The organism is Streptomyces sp. NPDC002671 (assembly GCF_053592475.1).
Genome location: NZ_JBSFVU010000012.1, coordinates 189,689 through 212,161, shown reverse-complemented (window position 1 = coordinate 212,161; position 22,473 = coordinate 189,689). Strand labels below are relative to the sequence as shown.

Below are 22,473 nucleotides of genomic sequence, written 5' to 3'. Positions count from 1 at the left end.
ATGGCCGCGAAGCAGGTGACGCCCGGGTCAGCCCCCGGGCGTCAACTGCGCCTGGACGAGCGGGCCGTAGCAGTCCACGATGGTCTCGGCGTCGGTCTCGCGCAGGTGGGGGCCGCGGGCGATGCCGTACATCACGCCGAGGCCGACGAGTCCGGCGACGGCGAGCTCGGCGCGCAGGCCGGGGTCGGGGCCGGTGAGCCGGGCGGCAAGGCGTTCGGTGACCTGGGCGCGGAAGTTGGCGCGCAGGACGTCGCCGTGGTCGCCGTGCAGCGGGGCGAAGGCGATGCGCAGCAGCGGGTCGACGCCGCGTTCGCGCTGGCTGGACAGGACGTGCCGGACCATGTGCCGGCCGAGGTCCGCGAGCGGCGCGTCCAGCAGGGCGTCGGCGTCGGTGTCGAAGGACATCACGCGGGCGAACAGGGTGTCCTTGTTGCCGAAGTACTTCAGGATCAACGGCGGGCTGACACCCGCCCGTTCGGCGACCGCCTTGAGGGTGATGTCGGCGTGCGCGTGCCGGGTCAGGAGGTAGCGGGCGGCCTTGAGGATGGCGGCCTTGGTGGCCTCGGCGTCGCGGCGGGCCGGTGCGGGCGGTTCGGGTGCCGTTGCGCCGGGGGTGGGCGCGTCGGGTGCCGGTGTCTCGGGTGCCGGTGGGGTGCTCACGGCACTCATGCTCCCTCCATCGCCTCGTCGCGGGCGCCCCGGGTGCCGCCCCGGGCGCGCCGGGTGGCGTCGGGCGGGGTGTCGCCGGGGATGGTCAGGGCCGCGGCGCAGGCCGTGAGGGCGACGGCGCCCGCGATCGCGAAGGCCAGCAGATAGCCGTTCAGCGTGGGCACCGGGACACCGGCGAGCGGGCTGCTGTGGTGGACGAGGACGGCGGCGACGGCCGCGCTGGAGGTGGCCTGGCCGATGGTGCGCATCAGGACGTTGACGCCGTTCGCGGAGGCGGTCTGCCCGGCCGGGACGGCCCGCAGGATCAGGGTCGGCAGCGCCGAGTACGCCAGGGTCGTACCGGTGGCCACCACCGTGGCGCCCAGGATGATCATCCACAGGTCGCGGCTGTCGGCGATGCGCACCGCATAGCCGCAGGCGATGACGGCGGCGCCCAGGGCGAGCGTGATCCGCGGTCCGCGTGCGGCGGAGATCCGAGCCGAGAGCGGTGAGAACAGCAGCATGGTGACGCCGCCGGGCAGCAGACACAGGCCGGTGGCGACGATCGACAGGCCGAGGCCGTATCCGGTGGCCTTGGGCGCCTGCACCAGCTGGGCGGTCACCAGCGAGTTGGCGTAGAAGGCGAATCCGGTCAGAAGGGCCGCCACATGCGACAGGCCCACCCGCGGCCGGGTCACCAGGCGCAGGTCGACGAGGGGCCGCTCGGCGCGCAGCTGCTGCCACCACCACAGGGCGAGGACGACGGCCGAAGCGAGGAACAGGCCGAGGATCCGCGGGCTGCCCCACCCCCACTGCCCGCCCTGGGAGACACCCAGCAGCAGGCACACCAGCCCGGCGGCCAGGCCCAGCGCGCCGAGGACGTCGAAGCGGCCTGGCTCGCGCACCGGCGACTCCTTGACCGCCCACCAGGTGGCCGTGGTGCCCAGCGCGCCCAGGGCGCCGGTCAGCCAGAACATGGTGTGCCAGTCGGCGTACTGGATGACCAGCGCGGCGAGCGGCAGGCCCAGGGCGGCGCCGATGCCGACCGTGGAACTCATCAGGGCCACCGCCGAGCCCCGCCGCTCCGGGGGCAGTTCGTCGCGCAGGATGCTGATGGACAGCGGGACGACGGAGGCGGCGGCGCCCTGCAGCGCGCGGGCCGCGATAAGCACGCCGATGTCGGAGGAGAGCGCGCACAGCACGGAGCCGACGGTCATCAGGGCGAGCGCTGCCGTGAGTACCCGGCGCTTGCCGTACATGTCGCCGGCCCGGCCGAGCACCGGGGTGAGGACGGCGCCGGAGAGCAGGGTCGCGGTGACCGTCCAGGAGACGGTGGCCGCCGACGCCCCGGTCAGCCGGGGAAGGTCCGGCAGCAGGGGGACGACCACGGTCTGCATGACCGCCATGAGGATGCCGCCCGACGCCAGCACCGGGATGGTGAGCCGGTCCCGCAGCCGGGGCACCCCGACCGGGGTGCCGGGCGGCGGGGCTATCGGGCCGGGGTGGTCCATCTGCGCTCCTACGGACGTCTCGAACATGCCAGGTGAATAAGAATTCACCCTATCGAGTGAATGACGATTCACCAATGCATTCCGGCCGGCGCTCCGCCCGGCCCGTCAGGCGAGGTTCTTCTCCAAGGCGGCCAGGTAGCTGCCCATGAAGTGGTCACGGACGCCGTCGGAGGCGGGCGCGAAGGGGTCGGCGGTCAGCCCCCTGGCCCGGTCGCCGAGCGCCGACAGCATCGGCATCGCCTCGCGGACCTTGCCCTGCGAGTCGATGTACCGCAGCGCCTTGACATGGGTGAAGACGGGCTCCGGCGGGAGTTGGGGCACAATGTCGCTGTTGTTGACGAAGCGGAACATCCGCCCGCCGAACCCCTTGTTGAACGCTTCGGCCAGCAGCCGGTCGCAGGTGCGGGGCTGGCCGTAGGTGTAGACGCCGTCCGCGGCCAGGTGCGGCTCCTCCAGGTAGAGGCGGGCGCCGGCCAGCATGGCGAGGGCTCCGCCCAGGCTGTGCCCCGTGAAGTAGACGGTCTGGCCGTCGGAGCGCAGCTCCGCGAGGGCGTCATGGACGGCCGGGTAGACAGACGTCAGGGCCTCGGCGAACCCGTAGTGGACGTAGCCGTTGCCACCGGGGCCGGGCCAGGGCGGAGTGGTGGCGTCGGAGAGCCAGTCCTTGATCTGGGCGGGCTCGGTACCGCGGAACGCCGTGACGATCATCCGGTCGCCGGCCATCGTGTACGCCTGGGTGTCCTGCAGCGGGAAGGGCGGCGTGAAGCGGGTGTGATGATGCCTCACCGCGCCGAAGCCCCACTGGGCGGCCTGCTTCTCGACGGTGGCGCGGTCCTTGTAGGCGAGATCGGCCGCGCGCGCCAGCCAGTAGGCGCGCTCCAGGCTGTAGCCGGTCGAGGCGTGGTCGAACGTGACGGGTACGGCCATGAGGAGGACTCCTTCACAAGTCACCCATAGTGGTCGATCGGGTTCGCAGAGTAGCAGGGTGCCGGGATGTCCTATCGCGCCAGTTTCACACCGTGAGCCGCGCCACTCGAACGGGCGACCGACAGGAAAGATCACCGGAAAGCGGTGCACCCCGGCAAGGAATTCCCCGTTCCGCAACGGAGGGCGGCCCGCCACAGCAAGATCGTCTTTGTTCAACTCTATACGACATGTGGCCAATTGTCCGGATCGTAGCCAACCGGTTCCGGGCGATTTCTTGCGGTCCATGGCAGCCCGATAGGCATGCGGAGTCATCACCGAACTCCCCCACAGGAGAACCCGCATGCCCGACATCACCCGCCGCCGCGCGCTCACCACCGCGGCCACTCTCGCCGCCGCGGCCGGCGCCGGCACGCTCCTCGCGCCCGCCGCCTCGGCCGCCCCCGCCTCCTCGGGCGCCGAGCACCAGCACGGCGCCCCCGCATCCTTCGACGAGGTCTACAAGGGCCGCCGGATACAGGGCCGTCCGATGAGCGGAGGCGGCCACCACCACGAACACGGCGGCGGCTACGGCGTGTTCGTCGACGGGGTGCAGCTGCACGTGATGCAGAACGCCGACGGCAGCTGGATAAGCGTCGTGAGCCACTACGACCCGGTGTCCACACCGCGCGCCGCCGCCCGCGCCGCGGTGGACGAGCTGCAGGGCGCCCCGCTGCTGCCGTTCCCCGCCAACTGACCGCCCCCGCAAGGACATTCCGGAGTACCGCGCACCATGACCGTACGCAAGAACCAGGCCACTCTGACCGCCGCCGAGAAGCGGGCGTTCGTCAACGCCGTCCTCGAACTCAAGCGCAGCGGACGCTACGACGAGTTCGTCCGCACGCACAACGCCTTCATCATGTCCGACACCGACTCCGGTGAGCGGACCGGCCACCGCTCACCGTCCTTCCTGCCGTGGCACCGCAGATTCCTGCTCGACTTCGAGCAGGCCCTGCAGTCGGTGGACGCCTCCGTCGCGCTGCCGTACTGGGACTGGAGCACGGACCGCACGCTGCGCTCGTCGCTCTGGGCGCCGGACTTCCTCGGCGGCACCGGGCGCAGCACGGACGGCCGGGTGATGGACGGCCCGTTCGCCGCCACCACCGGGAACTGGACGATCAGCGTGCGCGTGGACGCGCGTACCTTCCTGCGCCGCTCGCTCGGGACGAGCGTGCGCGAGCTGCCGACCCGCGCGGAGGTGGAGTCGGTGCTCGCGATGACGACGTACGACGCGGCGCCGTACAACAGCGCCTCGGACGGCTTCCGCAACAACCTGGAGGGCTGGCGCGGCGTCAACCTGCACAACCGGGTGCATGTGTGGGTCGGCGGCCAGATGGCCACCGGGGTCTCCCCCAACGACCCGGTGTTCTGGCTGCACCACGCCTATGTCGACAAGCTGTGGGCCGAGTGGCAGGCCCTGCACCCCGACGTCGCGTACGTGCCGGACGGCGAGACTCCCGACGTGGTCGACCTGAACGACACGATGAAGCCGTGGAACGACGTGCGCCCGGCCGACCTGCTCGACCACACCGCGTTCTACACCTTCGACTCCTGACCGGCGCGTCAAAACGCCTGACCGGAGTGCCGGTCAGGCCTCGGCCGTACGGCACTCCGGGTGGCCCCAGCCCTGCGCGTTCTTGGCGATGGACTCGCCGGCGGCGTAGGAGCGACCGCACAGGCAGCGGCCGGGGAACTTCGCCTTGATGGTGCGCGAGGACGCTCCGCCGCCGGTGCGGCGGGGCGCCTTGCGGCGCGCGGTGGCCGCCTTCGGCGTCTCGGGCGACGGGGGCGGCTCAGCGGAGCCGAGCGCGCTGCCGGCCGGCTCCTGGACGGAGGCCGCCTGGCTGGCAGCGCGGTCGGCGAAGTCGTTCAGCGGGTCGCCGTCGACCTGGTGGGCGGGGACGTAGCGGAACTCGACGGAGCGGCCGTCGAGGAGCTCGTCGATGCGGACCACCAGGTCCTGGTTGGCGACCGGCTTGCCCGCGGACGTCTTCCAGCCGTTGCGCTTCCAGCCGGGCAGCCAGCTGGTGACAGCCTTCATCGCGTACTGGGAGTCCATCCGGATCTCCAGCGGCACGTCCGGGTCGACGGACGCGAGCAGCCGTTCCAGCGCCGTCAGCTCGGCCACGTTGTTGGTGGCCCGGCCGAGCGGGCCGGCCTCCCAGCGGGCCGGGGTCCGCTCGTCGTCCGAGACCACCCACGCCCATCCGGCCGGTCCGGGGTTTCCCTTCGAAGCCCCGTCGCACGCGGCCACAACACGTTCACGCATGGGCTCGATCATGCCATGACCGCACCGGGCGCCAGTCCGGCCCCGGTCCGGCCCCGGTGCGGCCCGGGTCCGGGACCCGTCCGGGCCCCGTCAGGCCTCCGCGAACCTCGGCATCTCGCCCTCGGTGGTCGTGACGTCGATCACCGAGAAGTTCGCACCCTGCGGATCGCTCAGCGCCGCGAACCGCCCGAAGGGGCTGCTCATCGGCCCGAAGCGCAGCACGGCGCCGCGCTTGGTGGCCCGGGCCACGGCCGCGTCGCAGTCGTCGACGCCGAAGTACACATTGATGTACGACGGGACCTCGGGCGGGAACTCGTCGGTCATCCGCATCCGGCCGAGGACCGTCTCGTCACCGATGTTGAAGATCCGGAAGTCGACCCCGTCGTCCTCCAGCTGCTTCGCGACATAGGGGAAGACCGTGGTGAGGAACGTGTCCGTCCGCTCGGGTTCACGAGTGAAGACCTCGGCCCAGTTGTAGGCGCCGGGGGTCGCCATCGCCTCGAAGCCCTCATGGGTGCCGGCCTGCCAGACGCCGAACACGGCTCCGCCGGGCTCCCTGGCCAGGCACATCGTGCCGAAATCGCCGACCTGCATCGGCTCCATCAGCACCTCGCCGCCGTTCTCCCTGATCTTGGCGGCGGTCGCGGCGGCGTCCGGCGAGGCGAAGTACAGGCACCACTGCGACTGGCCCTCCTGGCCGGGCATGGGCGGGACGACCGCGGCCACCGCCTTGCCGTTCACATAGGCCTGCGTGTAGTTGCCGTACTCCGACGTGGCCTCGCCGAAGGTCCAGCCGAGAACATCGCCGTAGAAGTCCTTGGCCCCCTCGACGTCGCTGAACATCGCGTCGGCCCAACAGGGGGTTCCTTCAGGTTGCACGGCCATGACGCAGCCTCCTGGTCTCTCAGCCGGACGGGTGATGGGTGAAGACGGCCCCGGATTTTCACGCTAGCCATCCCGCGGCCCGCCCGCGCGCCGAACGGGTGCACGGGCGGACACTGGAATTGCGAACGGGCGGCCGAGAACGCGCAGCGGCGGCCGAAGACGCGAATGAGTGGCGGAAGACGCGATGCGGGCGTGGTCGGTGGTACGGCCGGGGCCGGTCGAGGACGGACCGCTCCGGCTCATGGAGCGGCCGGTTCCGGTGCCCGGCCGGGACGAGCTGCTGGTACGGGTGCGGGCCTGCGGGGTGTGCCGGACCGATCTGCACGTCGCCGAGGGCGACCTGCCGGTGCACCGGGCCGGGGTGACCCCCGGCCACGAGGTCGTCGGCGAGGTCGCGGCCACCGGAGCCTGGGTCCGGGACTTCGCCGTGGGCGACCGGGTGGGCGTGCCCTGGCTGCGGCGCACCGACGGGGTGTGCGCGTACTGCGTGCGGGGCGCCGAGAACCTGTGCCCGCACTCGGAGTACACCGGCTGGGACGCCGACGGCGGGTACGCCGAGTACACCACCGTCCCGGCCGGATTCGCCTACTCGCTGCCCGGCGCCCTGGCCGACGTGGCGACGGCGCCGCTGCTGTGCGCCGGGATCATCGGCCACCGCGCGCTGCGCCGCACCGGGCTGCCCGAGGGCGGCCGGCTCGGACTGTACGGCTTCGGAGGCAGCGCGCATCTGTGCGCGCAGGTGGCGCTCGCCGAGGGGGCCACGGTGCACGTGGTCACCCGGGGTGACGCGGCCCGGCGGCTGGCCCTGGAGCTGGGCGCGGCCTCCGCGCACGAGCTCCCCGGGCCGCCGCCCGAACCGCTGGACGCGGCGATCCTGTTCGCCCCGGCCGGTGAGCTGGTCCCGGTCGCACTGCGCGCCCTCGACCGGGGCGGGGTGCTGGCGATCGCGGGCATCCACTTGAGCGACGTGCCGCCCCTGCACTACGAGACCGAGCTGTTCTACGAGCGGGAACTGCGCAGCGTCACCTCCAACACCCGTGCGGACGGCCGGGAGTTCCTCTCCCTCGCCGCCCGGTACGGCGTGCACGCGACCACGCACGCCTATCCGCTGTCCGAGGCGCCGAGGGCGCTGGCGGACCTGAAGGCGGGCCGCTTCGACGGGGCGGCCGTCCTGGTGAACGACCTGTCCTTACCTGGCCTCTCCTTACCCGACCTCTCCTTACCCGACCGCACTTGAGCGGGCCGGGAAGCGGCACACCGGCACCCGAGGACCACGTCGCGCGGCCCGTGCCTCGACCGCCGGGTTTACGACTCCGGACAGCAGATCCGCCCCCTTCGCGCCGTACCGGGCACCTCACCAGGCCTGTTTGGCTTGGTCCGAGCGCATCACCACCACGCTCACCACCCATCGATCCGGTCACCCCTGTTCGTTCACCGCTCCGCTGGAGGGAAAGTGTCCACACCGGACAGCGCCACCGGTTCCGCCGTCGACGAACCCGTACCCGAACCCACGCTTGACGGGCAGCTCACGAGCCTCGGCACCCGGGCGGCACGCCAGCTCACCACCACCACCAAGTCCGAACCCCAGATGCAGGCCATCACCTCACGATGGCTGCTGAAGACCCTGCCCTGGGTGGACGTCAAAGGCGGCGCCTACCGGGTCAACCGCCGGCTGAACCTGCGCACGGGACGCGGCCGGGTGCACTTCGAGCTCAACGGCGCCGACGACATCCGGGTCGTCCCCGAGACGCTGACCGAGCTGCCGATCCTGCGCGGCTACTCCGACCTCGACGTCCTGCGAGAGATGGCCACCCGCTTCCGGTCCCGTGAAGTGCGCGCCGGCCAGGTGCTGTTCGAGGCGGGCCAGCCCGTCACAGAGGCGTACCTCGTCGTCCACGGCCGCTTCACCCGCTACACCAACGGCAAGTACGGCGACGAGGAGATCATCGGGGTCGTCTCCGACGGCGACCAGCTGGGCGACGAGGCCGTGGGGCAGTCCGACCCGCTGTGGCTGGCCTCGGTGCGTGCCGACACCGCGGGAATGGTGCTGTCGCTGCCCTGGAGCGTCGTCCAGGAGTTCGGCGACCGGGTGCCGTCCCTCGCGGCCCACCTGGAGGCCTATGCCGAGCGGCAGCGCAGGCCCATGAACCGCAAGGGCGAGGCCGAGGTGCCGGTGCAGGCCGGCCATGTGGGCGAGCAGACGCTGCCCGGCGGCTTCGTGGACTACGAACTCGCCCCGCGCGAATACGAGTTGTCCCTCACCCAGACCGTGCTGCGGGTCCACACCCGCGTCGCCGACCTCTACAACGACCCCATGGACCAGACCGCGCAGCAGCTCCGGCTGACCGTCGAGGAGACCCGCGAGCGCCAGGAGTGGGAGCTGGTCAACAACCGGGAGTTCGGGCTGCTGCACAACGTCGACTACGGGCAGCGGATCAGCAGCTTCACCGGCCCGCCGACCCCGGACGACATGGACGAACTGCTGTCGATGCGGCGCAGGACCAAGGTGTTCCTCGCCCATCCGAAGGCCATCGCGGCGTTCTTCCGGCAGTGCAACCGGCGCGGCCTCGTCCCCGGCACCGCGAACGTCGACGGCCACGAGGTCCCGGCCTGGCGCGGTGTGCCCATCTTCCCGTGCAGCAAGATTCCCATCAGCGAGGACCACACGAGCAGCATCATCGCGCTGCGCACCGGCGAGGCCGACCAGGGCGTCATCGGCCTCTACCAGACGGGCATCCCGGAGGAGTACCAGCCGGGTCTGAACGTCCGTTTCATGGGCATCGATTCAGCCGCGATCATCAACTATCTCGTCACCGCGTACTACTCACTGGCCATCCTCGTCCCCGACGCGGCGGGGATCCTGGAGAACGTCCAGGTCGGCCGGATCCCCGAGTGACGGCCCGGAGCGACTCATGACCACACCCACACCTTCCTACACACTGCCCGGGCCGCCGAACATCGCCCAGAGCCTGCGCAGCACGCGGCGCACCGGGGTGATCCCCGGGCTGCACCACCGGCCGGCCGTTCCCGCCGACCCGGAGAAGGCCGCGGAGATCGACCGCCGTCTGGAGGCCTGGGCCCGCGAGCTGGACCTGTTCCCGCAGGCCTGGCACGGGGACTTCTCCGGCTTCCAGTTCGGCCGGGCCGTCGCGCTGCAGCATCCGGGCGGCCTCGACCTGGACCGGCTCACCGCCGCCGGCAAGCTGCTGCTCGCCGAGAACGTCGTCGACTCCTGCTACTGCGAGGAGGACGAGGGCCGGGGCGGACAACGGCGCGGCCTGGGCGGTCCGTTGATCCTGGCCCAGTCGGCGCTCGACCCGTACCACGGCGTCCCGGAGCTGGAGGAGGAGTGGCGCCAGGGCATGCGAGCCGACGGTCCGCTGCGCTCGTACCAGTTCGCCCTCGCGGACTACGCCGCCTTCGCCACGCCCAGCCAGACCGACCGGTTCGTGCACGACATGGCCCGGCTGCACCTGGGCTATCTCGCCGAAGCCGCCTGGATGGAGACCCGGTACGTGCCACGGGTCTGGGAGTACCTGGCAATGCGGCAGTTCAACAGCTTCCGGCCCTGTCTGTCGCTCGTCGACGCCGTGGACGGCTACGAACTGCCCGAGCAGGTCTACGCCCGCCCCGAGATCCAGCGCATCACCGCCCTGGCGTGCAACGCCACGACGATCGTCAACGACCTGTACTCCTTCACCAAGGAGCTGGCGAGCGATCCGGACCATCTCAACCTGCCCCAGGTGGTGGCGGCCAACGACCGCCGCGGGCTGAAGGCCGCCTACCTGAGGTCCGTCGAGATCCACAATCGGATCATGGAGGCCTTCGAGGAGGAGTCCGCGGCCCTGTCCGCCACCTCGCCCCTCGTGGAGCGGTACGCCCAGGGGCTCGCCGCCTGGGTGTCCGGCAACCACGAGTGGCACGCCACCAACACCCACCGCTACCACCTGCCCGACTACTGGTAGAACAGCGCGATCTGAAACACCGTCACATGTGCGAATAGGAGTCACAGTTGACCACCGCCCCTGCTCGACCCACGGCACCGGCGCCGGCCCAGTCCACGTACCAGACCCGCGTCGCGGACTACTGGAACGCGGAAGAGAACCCGGTCAACCTCGAACTCGGCAGGATCGACAACCTGTACCACCACCACTACGGCATCGGAGCCGCCGACCGCTCGGTGCTGGACGAACCCGACCCGGCCCGCCGCCGCGACCGCCTCACCGCCGAGCTGCACCGCCTGGAGCACGCCCAGGCCGAGCTGCTCGCCTCCCACCTCGGTCCGCTCGCCCCGGGCGACCGGGTCTTCGACGCCGGCTGCGGCCGGGGCGGCGGCAGCGTCACGGCCCATCTGCGCTACGGCTGCCACGCCGACGGCGTCACGCTCTCCGAGAAGCAGGCCGGTTTCGCCAACGAGCAGGCGCGCGCCCGGGGCATCGACGACAAGGTGCGCTACCACCACCGCAACATGCTCGACACCGGCTTCGCGTCGGGCGCGTACGCGGCGTCCTGGAACAACGAGTCCACCATGTACGTCGAGCTGGACCTGCTGTTCGCCGAGCACGCCCGGCTGCTGCGGCGCGGCGGACGGTACGTGGTGATCACCGGTTGCTACAACGACACCTACGGGCGGGCATCACGCGAGGTGTCGCTGATCAACGCGCACTACATCTGTGACATCCATCCGCGCTCGGAGTACTTCAGGGCGATGGCCCGCCACCGCCTGGCGCCGGTCCATGTGGAGGACCTGACCAAGGCGACGATCCCGTACTGGGAACTGCGCAAGGAGGCCGAGCATCTGGTCACGGGCATCGAGGACACATTCCTCGACGCCTACCGCAACGGCAGCTTCCAGTACCTGCTGATCGCGGCCGACCGGATCTGACGGCGGGGTCACTCCCCGGCGTAGGCCTGCTCCAGGGCCGCGACGTCCAGCTTGCCCATGCTCAGCATGGCGCGGGTGGTGCGCGCGGCCCTTTCCGGGTCGGGGTCGCCGAGCAGGTCGATCAGTCGGCCGTAGACCACCTGCCAAGAGACTCCGTACTTGTCCTTGAGCCAGCCGCAGGGGCCGCCCTCGCCGCCGTCCTCCGTGAGCTTGGTCCAGTAGTAGTCGATCTCCTCCTGGTCGGCGCAGTGGATCTGGAAGGAGACGGCCTCGTTGAAGGTGAACTGCGGGCCGCCGTTGAGCGCGACGAACTTCTGGCCGTTGGCCGTGAACTCCACGGCCAGCACGGAGCCGGCCGGTCCGGGGCCGGCCTCGGTGTAGTGGCCGACGCGGCCGATGCCGGAGTTCTTGAACACGGACACGTAGAAACGCGCGGCCTCCTCGGCCTGTCCGTCGAACCAGAGACACGTGGTGAATCCGTCGGTGGCCATGAGTACCTCCTGGAGCGTGGAACGCGGTCACCTGTGTCGACCGATCCTCGCCGGGAAGCTCATCGGTCACCGGACCGACACGCGCCCCGTCAGGCGGCCAGGCAGAGCCCGTTGTACGGCCGGGCAGGCGCATGCCGGCGCACGGTGCTGCTCGTCTGCCGGGTCAGCTCGCTGTGGACCCGGGACAGCAGGTCACCGAGGCCCAGGCCGAGGGCGCGGGCCGCGGCGGCGAGCACCTCGGAGGACGCCTCCTTGCGGCCACGCTCGACCTCGGACAGGTAGGGCAGCGAGATCCGGGCCGCCTCCGCCACCTCCTTGAGCGTGCGCTCCTGCGCCTGCCGCTCGCGGCGCAGCACGTCACCGACCAGGTCACGCCATAGCGGCTCCTTGGGCGCGGGCGCGTCCGGGCGCGCGGGCGCCGCGGGGCGCAGGGGGATCACTCGGGCTTCCTCGCTCACCTCGTTGCTCATCCCGTCAGCCTAGGAGCCGTCGGCGGAAAGGCGAGGGCATTCCGCCCTGGGTGAATCCCGGACCGGGCATCCCGGACTGGAAGCAGCCCGCCTTCGCTCAGCGGCTCAGCTCGACGCGTGCGCGTATCCGCTTGCCGACGGGCACCCGCTCCACCGTGACCTCGGCGGCCAGGGCGTGCACGATCTCCAGTCCGTGCCGCCCCACACGTTCGGGGTCCTTCGGGAAGACGCGAGGCAGGGCGGAGCTGCTGTCGTACACGGCCACCGTGACCGCGGAGTCCGTGCCCTCCAGGTCGAGGATGTACGGGCCGTTGCTGTGCCGCTCCGCGTTGGTGACCAGTTCGCTGACGACGAGCAGCAGCTCGCCGTCGGCACGGCTGTCGATGGTGGCGCACCACTCGGTGCGCAGCTGCTGGAGGAAGTGGGCCGCGAAGGCGCGCGCCTCGGCGATGCATCCGGGTTCGCCGGTGTAGTGGGCCGCGCGTCGCAGCGGCTCCACGGGTACGTCGAAACCAGTCGGTATCACTGCCCCGCCCAGGTGCTCGGTCATGCTGTCTCTCTCGTAAGCCCGGTCCGTCCGGTCGTCGGCTGTTGCTCCAGTCCTCGTACCCCGACCCGGGCCCGGCAGTCCCCCGCCGCGTTCGCCGAGCGCGCACAGTGGCAATCGTCACGCCGTCCGGGGCGTCCCGAAAGAGAGCGTACGCCCGCTCACGACTGCTGTTCGCCGGTCGGCGGCTGCGGCCCCACTGGGGCGCCGGAGGTCTCCGGGGCCCCGCCGGTCGTCTCGGGGATCGCCGGCCCGGGCGGGGAGCCCTGGGAGGGCTGCTCCGAGGACTGCTCCGAGGACGACGGCGCGGACGTGGTCGTCTCCGACGACGGAGGGCCCGAGGTCGGTGACTCCGACGACACCGACGGCGACGGCGCGGTGGGCGACTCGGACGACGGCGAGCTCGACGACGACTCGGGCGACGAAGACTTCGACTCCGGCGACGACGACTTCGACTCGGGCGACGAGGACTTCGACTCGGGTGGCGACGACTTCGACTCGGACGCCGAAGAGGACGGCGACGAGGACGAGGACGAAGGCGACGAAGAGGACGAGGACGGCGACGAAGAGGAAGAGGACTTCGACGGCGAGGTGGACGAGGACGAGGACGAAGAGGAGGACGACGAAGAGCTGGACGAACTGGATGAACTGGACGAGGACGACGAGGGGCTGCGGCTGCCCGAGGTCGACGTCGACGGGCAGGGCGTCTGGCGGGAGCCCGGCATCCCGGTCGTACCCGGCGTGGACGCGCAGGGGTTCGGCGGTATCCAGGGGTGCTGGTCCGCCGGCGGCCGGGTGTGCCGGTCGTGGTGGCCGGTGTCACCCCGGTAGCGGTGGAACCAGTCGTCGTGGTGGACGTCGTAGATCACGAAGACCTTGATGATCGTCGGCGCGGGGGTGACGACGACGACGTTCGCCGGCCGGTACGAGGCCCAGTGGTCGCCCGTCGCCCGGGGCGTGGTGCGCTGGGCGACCGGCGGGGTCAGCGGGTTGCCGCAGGCGCAGCGCAGCCGGGGCACTCCGTGCCCGTCGACCAGGGCGGCGGTGCCCGACTGGAGGACGGCCTGGTAGCCGGTGGCGGAGCCGTTGCGGTAGCCGTGGTTGGTGACGCGGGTGTCCGCGCGCAGCTGCACCGGGGTGAGCGAGCGCAGGTAGGCCGAGACGTTGGAGGGGGCGACACCGGCCGCGGAGGCCCACGCGCGGCTCTTGGCCGGGTCGGCCTGGAGAGCCTTGATCTGGGCTGCGACGTCGCACGCGGAGACGCGCTGGGTGCCGGCGTACAGGCCGGGCACGCCGCCCTGTACCCCGCGTACCTCGTTGGCCGGGACGGAGGGCGCAGCCGGGGCGGAGCCCTGGCGCTGGGTGGAAGCCGGGGGCTGGACGGAGCCCGGGGGCTTGGTGGAACCGGGGGGCTGGGTGGAGACCGGGGGCTGAGCCGAACTCTCCTTCGCCGCCGACTTGGTGACCGTCGACTTGGTGAAGGGGTCCTGGCCGGTGCTACTCGCGGCCTGCAGGAAGACCTCGCCGCGTTTGGCGGAGCTGCCGCCGTTCGGGCGGGTGAAGACCACCGCGAGGACGACGGCCGCGACCAGGGCGGCCGAGAACGCGGCGACGCGTGGCACGGACTTCCACCACGGCTGGTGCGGTCCTCCGGGCGCGGCCCCGCCGCCGGAGGGCGGCGGACCGGCGGGGGGCTTGGAGGATCCCGACAGGGGGCCGGAGGGCGGCCCGGTGGGGCGGCCCGATGACGGAGGTTCGACGCTCACGAGCACTCATTCCCGTCGCGATGCGCGGCCTGTCTCGGAGAAAGACCCCGTCGCAATGCGCGGCTTTTCTGACGAAACTCACGTGTGGCGCATTTTAATGCGCCACGTGCCTATTGTGTGCTCCGATCGGGTGGGGCTCGCAAGCCGACGCGGACGACCCGCCCGGCGGGGTCCGCCGAGGCTGCCTAGCGTGGCAAGGGTGAGCCCTCCGACCGTCCCCGTGCCGCCCGCCCCCGCAGCGCCCGTCGCCCGCCACGGCTGGGCACAGGCCGTGGCCGCTGTGCTGACCGGGCTGGCCGTCATGGTGCTGGTGGCGGCGCTGGGCCTGTGGGCGGCCGGAGCGACGGGCCTGCCGGACGGGGCGTTTCCCCGGGTGGTCGCCGCGACCGTGGTCACCTCCGTCGGCGGCAGCATCGAACTCTCCGGAAACGCGGGCGCTCTGGCGCGGACGCAGGCCGGTCTCACCGTGATCCCGCTGTCGGTGACCCTCGCCGGTGCCCTGGCGATCGGCGCGGGCTTCCTGCGGCCGCTACGGCACCGGGCGGTCGCCTCGGCCCGCGAGCTGGCGGGCTGGGCGGCCCGGATCGCGGGGCTGTGGCTGCTCGTGCTGATCGGCCTGGCCCTGGGCGCCCGGCAGACCTTCGCCGTCGATGTGGGCAGCGGCACCCTCGCCGAAATCGCCGGCCTGTTCTCCGCCGAACCCCGGGTCGGCTTCACCACGGACGTGCCGCTGAGCGTGCTGTTCGGGCTGCTGTGGCTTGCCGGGGTGCTGCTGCTGGCCCTGCTGGTCGCGCGCGGGGCACCGCTGCCGGGCCGGCTGCTGCGCTTCCAGGAGTCGGTGCGCCCGGCCGCGCACGCGATGGTGGTCCTGCTGCTGGCCTACGTCGCCGTCGCCCTGGCCATCGCGCTGGTGACGGCGGCGACGCGCGGGCACCCGGCCACGACGTTCGCGGTGATCCTGCTCGGGCTGCCCAATCTGGCGTGGCTGGCGCTCACCCTGGGCCTGGGCGCGACCTGGCACGGCCGCGTGGCGGGCCCGTTCGGGCTGCCGGTGCCGCATGTGCTGGACGAGATCCTGCGTACCCCGGACGTCTCCGCGCTGAACCTGCGCACGCTCACCGCCCACGACGGCCGGTGGTGGTGGCTCGTGGTGACGGCCGCGGTGCTGCTGCTCGCGGTCGCCGTCCAGATGGCCGTACGCGCACCGGCCGGCGTCCGGATCTGGCAGCACGCCCTGCACCTGGCCGTCGCGCTCGCCCTGGCCGTCCTCATGATCTGCCTGGTGGGCCGGATCTCGGCGCACTACGGCCTGTCCCTGCTCGGCATCGGAAACCTGGGCGGCGGCCTGACCGGGGAACTCTTCCTCAGGCCGCAGCTGTGGCAGGCGGTGGGCCTCGCGGCACTGTGGGGGCTGGCCGCCGGCTTCCTGGGCGGCCTGCTGGCCCTGCCGGTACGGCGCCTCGTCGCGACACGCACGCCATGAGGGCCGTGTCTCACTCGTGGAACACGGGCTCCGCCCAGTGCGGGGGCGGAGGGGCCGGGGGCGCCGGGTGGCCCTCCGCCGCGGCGGATGCAGAGCCGGGGATCATGGCCGCACGCAGGGCGGCGACGAAGTCGAGGCAGGTGTCGTAGCGGGCGTCCGGGCTCTTGGCGAGGGCCTTGGCGAACACGGGGTCGGCGGCCCGGCCGAGGTCGGGGCGGGCCTCGCTCGGCGGGGGCGGCTCGTCGTACTGGTGGGCCCACAGCAGGGCCATGTCGTCCTCGCGCTGGAAGGGCGGCCGGCCGGCGAGGGTCTCGTAGACGACGCAGGCCAGGCCGTAGACGTCGCAGCGGCCGTCGACGGGGCGGCCGGAGATCTGCTCGGGGGCGACGTAGTCGAGGGTGCCGACGAACTGCCCGACGCTGGTGAACCCGGTCAGGGACAGCGACTTCTTCGTCAGCCCGAAGTCGGTGAGGTACACGTGCTCGGGGTGGTCGCTGTCGGTGCCCTCGGCGACCAGGATGTTGCCGGGCTTGACGTCCCGGTGCACCAGGCCGTGCTCGTGGGCGGCGTCCAGCGCGGACGCCACCTGGGCGGCGATCCGGACCGCGTCCGGCAACGCCAACGGGCCGTGCTCGTCGAGGAGATGACGCAGATCGCTGCCGGAGACGTACCGCATCGCGATGTACAGCACGCCGTCCGTCTCGCCGGCTTCGAAGACGGGCACGATGTGCGGGTGGTCGATCGCGGCGGCGACCCGGGACTCGTGTGTGAAGCGCTGCCGGAAGGTGTCGTTGCGGGCGAGTTCCGGGGCGAGCAGCTTGAGCGCGACCGTCCGGTCCAGGCGCAGATCGCGGGCGCGGTAGACGACCGCCATGCCGCCGCGCCCCACCTCGCTCTCGACCAGGTAGTTCGCCACCTTCCGGCCGACGAGCTCGGAGGGCCGGCCGGAGAACAGGCTCGTCTGCCCGGCCATCAGCGCTCACCCTCGGGTGCGACCAGCCGGGTCGGGGCGTGCCCGGGATCGTCGGCGCCTGTGACCGCCCGGTCGGTGGCGTAGGTGCTCAGCCGGCGCCCGTCGCCGTACGCCCACTTCCCCTCCTCCGGGTCGTACACCCACAGGGATTCCCCGTCGACCACGAGCCCGATGCGCAGCCCCTGGGTGCGGCTCTCGAAGGTCTCCCCGTCGAGGTCGCCTGCCGCCAGCTCCTCCACCGCGGCCCGGTACTCGGCCAGGGCCTGCTCGGCGCGGGCCAGCAGGGGCAGCGGGTCGGCGGCGGCGTCGGTGCCCTCGGCGGCGGGCGGGTCCTGGGGTACGGCGACCAGCTGACGGCTGTCGACCCAGGCGGCCCAGCCGTTGGCGCAGCAGATGTGCCCCCAGTCGCCGAGCCGCTCCACGAGCTGCACCGGCAGCAGGGGGTCGAGGGGAAGGGTGGGCCGGGCCGGGTCGGGGGCCTCCCAGGCGGGCATGCCATGGGGTGGGACCACATGGGTGGGGCGGAATCCCTGGCCCGTCGGTGTTCGCGCAGCTGTCATCGGGCGCCTGCCTCGACGAGTTCGGGCGCTGTCGGGGTCACCGGACGCTCCGCCATGGCCAGAATTCTACCGATTCGCTCACCTGTGCGCCTGCGTGGGCGGAGCCGGTGACGCCGGTCAGGCCACGGGGACGACGAGTGCCGGGAGGGTGCGCTGCATACGCAACGCGTCGATGGACTCGGCGAGCAGTTCGTACTCGGTGGTGTCGTCGCTCGCGGCGATCCGCACCAGTCGCCCGCCCGATAACTCGTCGGCGACCAGCTCCTGCCGGACGTCGTCGGCGCACCAGGCCCGCAGCAGCGCGGGGACGTCGGCGACCGTGTCGGCGACCGGCACCAGCGCGCCCGCCGGGAAGACTGCACCCTCGGGAGCCGGATCGAGCCGTTCGGCTATCCAGGACGCCCGGTCGCGCAGCCACCACAGGGCCAGCGCCAGGGTCGGTGCCCGGTACGTGCCGAGCGGTACGCCGATGCGCCGTCCGCCGGCCATGCCGTACGCGGTGACATGGCACAGGAATTCGTCGTGCACGATCACTCCCCCGTCGCCTCGCTGTGCGCCGACCAGGCCCGATTCCTGTGCGGCTCCTGTCCGGTGAAGTGCCCCTGGCGTTCGAGTATCGACACTCCCGAAACACTGTCACCATGACTTTCCGGCCACACTCCTGGCATATTCACCGCCCGTTCTGACCGAGAATGCACCGGCTGTACGGGCGTGACAGGGGCTTCCGTGATTACGCGAGAGGTAATCGACCGGCCCCGCGGGGCTCGGGCATGGTGGTCACACCGGATCGACGAACCCTCAGATCCGGCTCCTGACCAGCAGATACTTCCTCGATGGAGGCTGATTCACCATGACCGTGAACACCGACCGTTACGAGAGCGCCGCCGCCCGTTACTTCGAGGCCTGGAATGCCACCCAGCCGGAAGCCATCGCCAAGGCGGTCGCCGCCGCCTGGACCGCCGACGGCGGCTACACCGACCCGCTCGCCGAGGTCCGCGGGCACGAGCAGATCGCGGCCGTGATCGCGGCGGTCCACGAGCAGTTCCCGGGATTCGTGTTCGTGCCGCTCGGCATCGTGGACGGACACCACGACACCGCGCGCTTCGCCTGGGAGCTGGTGAACGAAGCTGGGGGTACCCCCTCTGGGGGAAGTTCGGCGCCGGTCGCCGGGTTCGACGTGGTCACACTGGACGAGGAGGGCCGGATCCGGCAGGTGCTGGGGTTCCTGGACCGGGTGCCGGTCAGCGTTTGAGGCGCGGGCGCAGAGAGGGAGGAGGGCGCCACGCCCTCCTCCCCCACCTGCCGTCCTACGGCCGCACGAGCGCGTCGATGCGCGCCAGCTCCTCCGCGTCGAAGTCGAGGTTGCGGATGGCGCCGACGCTGTCCTCGATCTGCCGCGCGCTGCTCGCGCCGACCAGGGCGGAGGTGACCCGGCCGCCGCGCAGCACCCAGGCCAGGGCGAGCTGAGCCAGGGTCTGGCCGCGGGACTTGGCGAGCTCGTCCAGGGCGCGCAGCCGGCCGACCAGGTCCTCGGTGACGGCGTCCGAGTTCAGGAAGGGGCTGTCGCTCGCGGCCCGGGAGTCCTCGGGGATGCCGTCGAGGTAGCGGCCGGTGAGCAGGCCCTGCTCCAGCGGGGAGTAGGCGATCGAGCCGACCTGGAGTTCGTCCAGCGCGTCGAGCAGGCCCTCGTCCTCGGGGCGCCGGTCGAGCATCGAGTAGCGCGGCTGGTGGATGAGCAGCGGAGTGCCCAGCTCGCCCAGGATGCGGGCGGCCTCCCGGGTCTGCTGCGCCGAGTAGTTGGAGACGCCGACGTAGAGCGCCTTGCCCTGCTGCACCGCGGAGTGCAGGGCGCCCATCGTCTCCTCCAGCGGAGTCTTCGGGTCGAAGCGGTGCGAGTAGAAGACGTCGACGTAGTCCAGGCCCATCCGCTTCAGGCTCTGGTCCAGCGAGGAGAGCAGGTACTTGCGGGAGCCCCATTCGCCGTACGGGCCGGGCCACATGAGATAGCCCGCCTTGGTGGAGATGACCAGCTCGTCGCGGTACGGCGCGAAGTCCGCCTTCAGCGCGTCGCCGAGCGCGGACTCCGCGGCGCCGGGCGGCGGGCCGTAGTTGTTGGCCAGGTCGAAGTGGGTGACGCCGAGGTCGAAGGCGCGGCGCAGGATGGCGCGCTGGGTCTCGACGGGCCGGTCGGGGCCGAAGTTGTGCCACAGGCCGAGCGACAGCGCGGGAAGCTTCAGGCCGCTGCGCCCGGTGCGCCGGTAGGGCATGTCGGCGTAGCGGTCGGGGTGTGCGGTGTACAACGCGACTCCAGAGGGGTTGGCACACGGTCTACCGGTCCACTTTTCCCCGGGAGCCGGGCAGCGGTCCAACAGGAGAATCCGATGGAATTCAGCGGATAGGCTTCTCAATCATGGAACTGCGCCATCTTCAGCACTTCGTCGCGGTCGCCGAGGACCAGCATTTCACCCGGGCCGCCGAACGCCTGATGGTGTCCCAGTCGGGTCTGTCCGCCTCCATCCGGGCGCTGGAGCGGGAGCTGCGGGCGCCCCTGTTCGTGCGCACCACCCGCCGGGTGACACTGACCGAGGCGGGGCGCGCGCTGCTGGTGGAGGCCGAGCGGATCCTGGCCCAGGTGCGCTCGGCGCACGAGGCGGTCGCCGCGGTGCAGGGCGTGCTGCGCGGCACGCTGGCGCTGGGCACCGAGCAGTGCATCGCCGGGGTGCATGTGGCGCGGCTGCTGGCAGCGTTCCGGGGCCGGCACCCGGACGTGGAGATCCGGCTGCGGCAGGCCGGTTCGGGCGCGCTGGCCGAGGAGGTCGCGGCGGGCCGGCTCGACCTGGCGTTCGCGTACCGCACGCAGGCGGACTCCGACCAGCTGCGCTCGGTGTCCCTGACCAGCGAGCCGATGACCGTGCTGTGCCACAGCGGCCACCGCCTGGCCGCGGCCGGCGCCGTGCTCACGCCGGAAGACCTGGCCGGGGAGGTCTTCGTCGACTTCCAGCCGGACTGGGGCCCGCGCCGCACCACGGACGCCGCCTTCGCCGCGGCCGGGGTCCGGCGGACGGTGGCGCTGGAGGTCAACGACGTGCACGGTCTCCTCGACCTGGTCGAGGAAAACCTGGGCATCGCGGTCGTCCCCCGGCACTTCCGGCACAAGCGGCCCACGCTCACGGCGCTCCCGCTGACGGACACGGACGAGGCCGCGTACGAGACCGTCGCCCTGCTGCCGCCGGAGCGGGCCACCAGCCCGGCGGCCCGCGCCCTGGTCACCCTTCTCGCGACACATGCGGTCTCTTCTCATCCTCATCTGCGACTCCACTGAGCTCCTGTACACCTGATAACAGATGCCCCCCACCTGATTCGCGGAGGGTTCGCCACCCCCCTAGCAATCCACAGCAACCCATTGCGGACGGAAAGCCCGGCGGGCGGTCGGGCCGATGTCCCCTGCCCGGAAAAGGAATCTCCCCATGATCGACGTCATCATCGCGGGCGCCGGGCCCAACGGCCTGATGGTCGCCTGCGAACTCGCCCTTGCCGGCGCGCGCCCCCTCGTCCTGGAACGCCTCACCGAACCGTCCAGCGAGCAGCGTGCGCAAGGCTTAGTCGGCCAGGTCGTCCGCATGCTCGACCGGCGCGGAATGTACGAGCGGCTGACCACACCTGGTGCCACACCCGAGCCGGCGCCCAGTTTCGTGTTCGGCGCGTTCCCCCTCGACCTGAACGACCTGCCGGACAACCCGCTCTACACGTTGACGGTGCCGCAGCAAAAGGTCGAGCAGATGCTCGCTGAGCGCGCGGCCGAACTGGGCGTCGAGGTCCGCCGCGGCCACGAGGTCACCGGCCTGACGCAGGGCGAAGACTCGGTGACGGTCGAGCTGCGCGGGGGGGAGTCGGTGGAGGCGGCTTTCTTGGTCGGCGCCGATGGCGGGCACAGTACGGTCCGCAAGCTCACCGGCATCGAGTTCCCCGGCGTGACCACGGACGCCTCGGTGATGTGCACTGCACACGTGAGCGTGCCCTCGGAGATGGTCGGTGCTGATGGCGGCTTGGTCGTACCCGGTTTCGGTGTCCTAGCGCCGTTTCGACACACGCGCACTGAACGCGGCATGATCACCTGGGCACCGTTCCCGGGCGATCCGATGGTCAGCACAACGGAGTGGGATCAGCCGGCCGAGGGTGAGGTTTCACTTGAGGAGCTTCGGACCAGCGCCGCCCGGGTCCTCGGCGCGGACCTGCCGCTCCACCCGCCGACCGGACCGGGACCACACCTGATGAGGCGGCTGGTCGGCGGCAACACCCGGGTCGCGTCGCAATTCCGCGCGGGCCGCGTGTTCCTGCTCGGTGACGCCGCGCACGTGCACGCGGCGATCGGCAGCCCGGGGCTCAATTTGGGCCTGCAGGATGCGGTGAACCTCGGTTGGAAGCTGGCCGCGGAATTGCACGGCCACGCGCCGAAGGGTCTGCTGGACACCTACGAGTCGGAGCGATCCCCCGTGGCGCGGCGCGTCGCTATGAGCACTCAGTCGCAGTCACTGCTGATCGGCCCGGGCAGTGATGTGACGGCGTTCCGTGAACTGTTCGGCGAGCTGCTCGCTCAGCCTGCGACACGGCAGCACATTGCGAGTCTGCTGTCCGGCGCGGACATCACCTACGACATGGCGCCGGCGACCGGACCGCTCGTCGGCCGATGGGCGCCGGACCTGCCGGGCCTGCGCGAATTGACCCGCACCGGCCGCCCGCTCCTTCTGGACCCCACCGGCAAACTCGATGCGGGTGTCTGGGCGTCGCACGTCGACACCGTGACCGTCCCAGAGCTCGACACCGCACTGCTTCTCCGGCCCGACTGCTATGTCGCCTGGCAGGGCACCACGGACGATGGCTTGTACGAAGCGCTGGAGGCCTGGTTCAAGGCAGCTTGATCTCTCACGAATGAACAGATGCCCCGGCGTTCGGCGAGACAGTTCTGACAGAACGCCGGGGTGTATCTGACGCCCGATTACCACTGTCCGAAGTGCGAGCGGA

At 71.6% G+C, this 22,473-nt stretch carries 22 protein-coding genes and 1 pseudogene; 10 read left to right on the top strand and 13 right to left on the bottom strand.

Translation table 11 applies throughout. From position 1 onward, the window contains the following. Window positions 1–27 precede the first annotated feature (27 nt). The 3 genes from ACWD35_RS20810 to ACWD35_RS20800 all read right to left on the bottom strand — a co-directional run bounded on the left by ACWD35_RS20810 (window position 28) and on the right by ACWD35_RS20800 (window position 3,086). Window positions 28–669 carry a TetR/AcrR family transcriptional regulator gene (locus tag ACWD35_RS20810; protein ID WP_451352757.1) on the bottom strand — a complete coding sequence of 214 codons (642 nt, stop codon included), beginning with the start codon at window positions 667–669 and terminating at the stop codon, window positions 28–30. Next, the gene (locus ACWD35_RS20805) at window positions 666–2,159 is read right to left on the bottom strand and encodes an MFS transporter (protein ID WP_451352805.1); all 1,494 of its coding nucleotides are present in this window, start codon (window positions 2,157–2,159) and stop codon (window positions 666–668) included. The genes ACWD35_RS20810 and ACWD35_RS20805 overlap by 4 nt, the downstream gene beginning before the upstream one ends. Before the next feature lie 105 nt (window positions 2,160–2,264). Next, entirely contained in the window at window positions 2,265–3,086 is an 822-nt protein-coding gene (locus ACWD35_RS20800) for a lipase family protein (protein ID WP_451352756.1), read from the bottom strand. Between the two features lie 340 nt (window positions 3,087–3,426). Between ACWD35_RS20800 and melC1 the strand changes: the two genes are divergently transcribed. Together melC1 and melC2 are read left to right on the top strand one after the other, a co-directional pair. Then, entirely contained in the window at window positions 3,427–3,819 is a 393-nt protein-coding gene (melC1, locus tag ACWD35_RS20795; protein WP_451352755.1) for an apotyrosinase chaperone MelC1, read from the top strand. Between the two features lie 36 nt (window positions 3,820–3,855). Continuing rightward, window positions 3,856–4,677, top strand: coding sequence for a tyrosinase MelC2 (melC2, locus tag ACWD35_RS20790; protein WP_451352754.1), 822 nt, complete (start codon window positions 3,856–3,858; stop codon window positions 4,675–4,677). A gap of 33 nt (window positions 4,678–4,710) precedes the next feature. Here melC2 and ACWD35_RS20785 read toward each other — a convergent pair whose 3' ends face one another. After that, window positions 4,711–5,403, bottom strand: a complete 693-nt coding sequence (locus ACWD35_RS20785) for a ribonuclease H family protein (RefSeq protein ID WP_451352753.1) — start codon at window positions 5,401–5,403, stop codon at window positions 4,711–4,713. A 78-nt stretch (window positions 5,404–5,481) separates the two neighbouring features. Continuing rightward, complete coding sequence (locus ACWD35_RS20780; RefSeq protein ID WP_451352752.1) at window positions 5,482–6,276, bottom strand: VOC family protein; 795 nt, start codon at window positions 6,274–6,276, stop codon at window positions 5,482–5,484. Window positions 6,277–6,460: 184 nt separating this feature from the next. Between ACWD35_RS20780 and ACWD35_RS20775 the strand changes: the two genes are divergently transcribed. From ACWD35_RS20775 to ACWD35_RS20760, 4 genes are all read left to right on the top strand, one after another. Next, window positions 6,461–7,513 carry a zinc-binding alcohol dehydrogenase family protein gene (locus ACWD35_RS20775; protein ID WP_451352804.1) on the top strand — a complete coding sequence of 351 codons (1,053 nt, stop codon included), beginning with the start codon at window positions 6,461–6,463 and terminating at the stop codon, window positions 7,511–7,513. A gap of 216 nt (window positions 7,514–7,729) precedes the next feature. Next, entirely contained in the window at window positions 7,730–9,172 is a 1,443-nt protein-coding gene (locus ACWD35_RS20770; RefSeq protein WP_451352751.1) for a family 2B encapsulin nanocompartment shell protein, read from the top strand. A 16-nt stretch (window positions 9,173–9,188) separates the two neighbouring features. Then, window positions 9,189–10,241, top strand: coding sequence for a family 2 encapsulin nanocompartment cargo protein terpene cyclase (locus tag ACWD35_RS20765; protein ID WP_451352750.1), 1,053 nt, complete (start codon window positions 9,189–9,191; stop codon window positions 10,239–10,241). A gap of 47 nt (window positions 10,242–10,288) precedes the next feature. After that, window positions 10,289–11,161, top strand: coding sequence for a geranyl diphosphate 2-C-methyltransferase (locus tag ACWD35_RS20760; protein WP_451352749.1), 873 nt, complete (start codon window positions 10,289–10,291; stop codon window positions 11,159–11,161). A gap of 8 nt (window positions 11,162–11,169) precedes the next feature. On the opposite strand, the gene ACWD35_RS20755 is transcribed toward ACWD35_RS20760, so the two are convergent. From ACWD35_RS20755 to ACWD35_RS20740, 4 genes and pseudogenes are all read right to left on the bottom strand, one after another. Further along, a complete protein-coding gene (locus ACWD35_RS20755) occupies window positions 11,170–11,652 on the bottom strand; it encodes a VOC family protein (protein ID WP_451352748.1) in 483 nt (160 codons plus the stop codon). Between the two features lie 89 nt (window positions 11,653–11,741). Beyond that, entirely contained in the window at window positions 11,742–12,122 is a 381-nt protein-coding gene (locus ACWD35_RS20750) for a helix-turn-helix domain-containing protein (protein ID WP_451352747.1), read from the bottom strand. 97 nt (window positions 12,123–12,219) lie between these two features. Then, a complete protein-coding gene (locus ACWD35_RS20745; RefSeq protein ID WP_451352746.1) occupies window positions 12,220–12,672 on the bottom strand; it encodes an ATP-binding protein in 453 nt (150 codons plus the stop codon). Window positions 12,673–13,163: 491 nt separating this feature from the next. Continuing rightward, window positions 13,164–14,435 (bottom strand): annotated as a pseudogene (locus ACWD35_RS20740) (DUF6777 domain-containing protein); the annotation flags it as partial. A 199-nt stretch (window positions 14,436–14,634) separates the two neighbouring features. Here ACWD35_RS20740 and ACWD35_RS20735 point away from each other — a divergent pair. Further along, a complete protein-coding gene (locus ACWD35_RS20735) occupies window positions 14,635–15,918 on the top strand; it encodes a streptophobe family protein (protein WP_451352745.1) in 1,284 nt (427 codons plus the stop codon). Between the two features lie 10 nt (window positions 15,919–15,928). Here the strand turns inward: ACWD35_RS20735 and ACWD35_RS20730 are convergent, their stop codons facing one another. The 3 genes from ACWD35_RS20730 to ACWD35_RS20720 all read right to left on the bottom strand — a co-directional run bounded on the left by ACWD35_RS20730 (window position 15,929) and on the right by ACWD35_RS20720 (window position 17,979). Continuing rightward, window positions 15,929–16,891, bottom strand: coding sequence for a serine/threonine-protein kinase (locus ACWD35_RS20730; RefSeq protein ID WP_451352744.1), 963 nt, complete (start codon window positions 16,889–16,891; stop codon window positions 15,929–15,931). Then, window positions 16,891–17,385 carry a hypothetical protein gene (locus ACWD35_RS20725; RefSeq protein WP_451352743.1) on the bottom strand — a complete coding sequence of 165 codons (495 nt, stop codon included), beginning with the start codon at window positions 17,383–17,385 and terminating at the stop codon, window positions 16,891–16,893. The genes ACWD35_RS20730 and ACWD35_RS20725 overlap by 1 nt, the downstream gene beginning before the upstream one ends. A gap of 183 nt (window positions 17,386–17,568) precedes the next feature. Further along, a complete protein-coding gene (locus ACWD35_RS20720) occupies window positions 17,569–17,979 on the bottom strand; it encodes a hypothetical protein (protein WP_451352742.1) in 411 nt (136 codons plus the stop codon). Between the two features lie 322 nt (window positions 17,980–18,301). On the opposite strand from ACWD35_RS20720, the gene ACWD35_RS20715 reads away from it, so the two are divergent. Beyond that, complete coding sequence (locus tag ACWD35_RS20715; protein ID WP_451352741.1) at window positions 18,302–18,703, top strand: nuclear transport factor 2 family protein; 402 nt, start codon at window positions 18,302–18,304, stop codon at window positions 18,701–18,703. A 55-nt stretch (window positions 18,704–18,758) separates the two neighbouring features. Here ACWD35_RS20715 and mgrA read toward each other — a convergent pair whose 3' ends face one another. Further along, window positions 18,759–19,751, bottom strand: a complete 993-nt coding sequence (gene mgrA, locus ACWD35_RS20710) for an L-glyceraldehyde 3-phosphate reductase (RefSeq protein ID WP_451352740.1) — start codon at window positions 19,749–19,751, stop codon at window positions 18,759–18,761. 110 nt (window positions 19,752–19,861) lie between these two features. On the opposite strand from mgrA, the gene ACWD35_RS20705 reads away from it, so the two are divergent. After that, entirely contained in the window at window positions 19,862–20,773 is a 912-nt protein-coding gene (locus tag ACWD35_RS20705; RefSeq protein WP_451352739.1) for a LysR family transcriptional regulator, read from the top strand. A gap of 145 nt (window positions 20,774–20,918) precedes the next feature. Further along, entirely contained in the window at window positions 20,919–22,370 is a 1,452-nt protein-coding gene (locus ACWD35_RS20700) for an FAD-dependent monooxygenase (protein ID WP_451352738.1), read from the top strand. Window positions 22,371–22,473 lie beyond the last annotated feature (103 nt).

Coding starts and splice junctions, on each gene's coding strand:
- ACWD35_RS20705 (WP_451352739.1), top strand. CDS start 19,862: ATGGAACTGCGCCATCTTCAGCACTTCGTCGCGGTCGCCGAGGACCAG.
- ACWD35_RS20780 (WP_451352752.1), bottom strand. CDS start 6,276: ATGGCCGTGCAACCTGAAGGAACCCCCTGTTGGGCCGACGCGATGTTC.
- melC1 (WP_451352755.1), top strand. CDS start 3,427: ATGCCCGACATCACCCGCCGCCGCGCGCTCACCACCGCGGCCACTCTC.
- ACWD35_RS20745 (WP_451352746.1), bottom strand. CDS start 12,672: ATGACCGAGCACCTGGGCGGGGCAGTGATACCGACTGGTTTCGACGTA.
- ACWD35_RS20805 (WP_451352805.1), bottom strand. CDS start 2,159: ATGGACCACCCCGGCCCGATAGCCCCGCCGCCCGGCACCCCGGTCGGG.
- ACWD35_RS20715 (WP_451352741.1), top strand. CDS start 18,302: ATGACCGTGAACACCGACCGTTACGAGAGCGCCGCCGCCCGTTACTTC.
- ACWD35_RS20765 (WP_451352750.1), top strand. CDS start 9,189: ATGACCACACCCACACCTTCCTACACACTGCCCGGGCCGCCGAACATC.
- ACWD35_RS20730 (WP_451352744.1), bottom strand. CDS start 16,891: ATGGCCGGGCAGACGAGCCTGTTCTCCGGCCGGCCCTCCGAGCTCGTC.
- ACWD35_RS20775 (WP_451352804.1), top strand. CDS start 6,461: ATGCGGGCGTGGTCGGTGGTACGGCCGGGGCCGGTCGAGGACGGACCG.
- ACWD35_RS20800 (WP_451352756.1), bottom strand. CDS start 3,086: ATGGCCGTACCCGTCACGTTCGACCACGCCTCGACCGGCTACAGCCTG.
- melC2 (WP_451352754.1), top strand. CDS start 3,856: ATGACCGTACGCAAGAACCAGGCCACTCTGACCGCCGCCGAGAAGCGG.
- ACWD35_RS20810 (WP_451352757.1), bottom strand. CDS start 669: ATGAGTGCCGTGAGCACCCCACCGGCACCCGAGACACCGGCACCCGAC.
- ACWD35_RS20700 (WP_451352738.1), top strand. CDS start 20,919: ATGATCGACGTCATCATCGCGGGCGCCGGGCCCAACGGCCTGATGGTC.
- ACWD35_RS20750 (WP_451352747.1), bottom strand. CDS start 12,122: ATGAGCAACGAGGTGAGCGAGGAAGCCCGAGTGATCCCCCTGCGCCCC.
- ACWD35_RS20785 (WP_451352753.1), bottom strand. CDS start 5,403: ATGATCGAGCCCATGCGTGAACGTGTTGTGGCCGCGTGCGACGGGGCT.
- ACWD35_RS20725 (WP_451352743.1), bottom strand. CDS start 17,385: ATGCCCGCCTGGGAGGCCCCCGACCCGGCCCGGCCCACCCTTCCCCTC.
- ACWD35_RS20755 (WP_451352748.1), bottom strand. CDS start 11,652: ATGGCCACCGACGGATTCACCACGTGTCTCTGGTTCGACGGACAGGCC.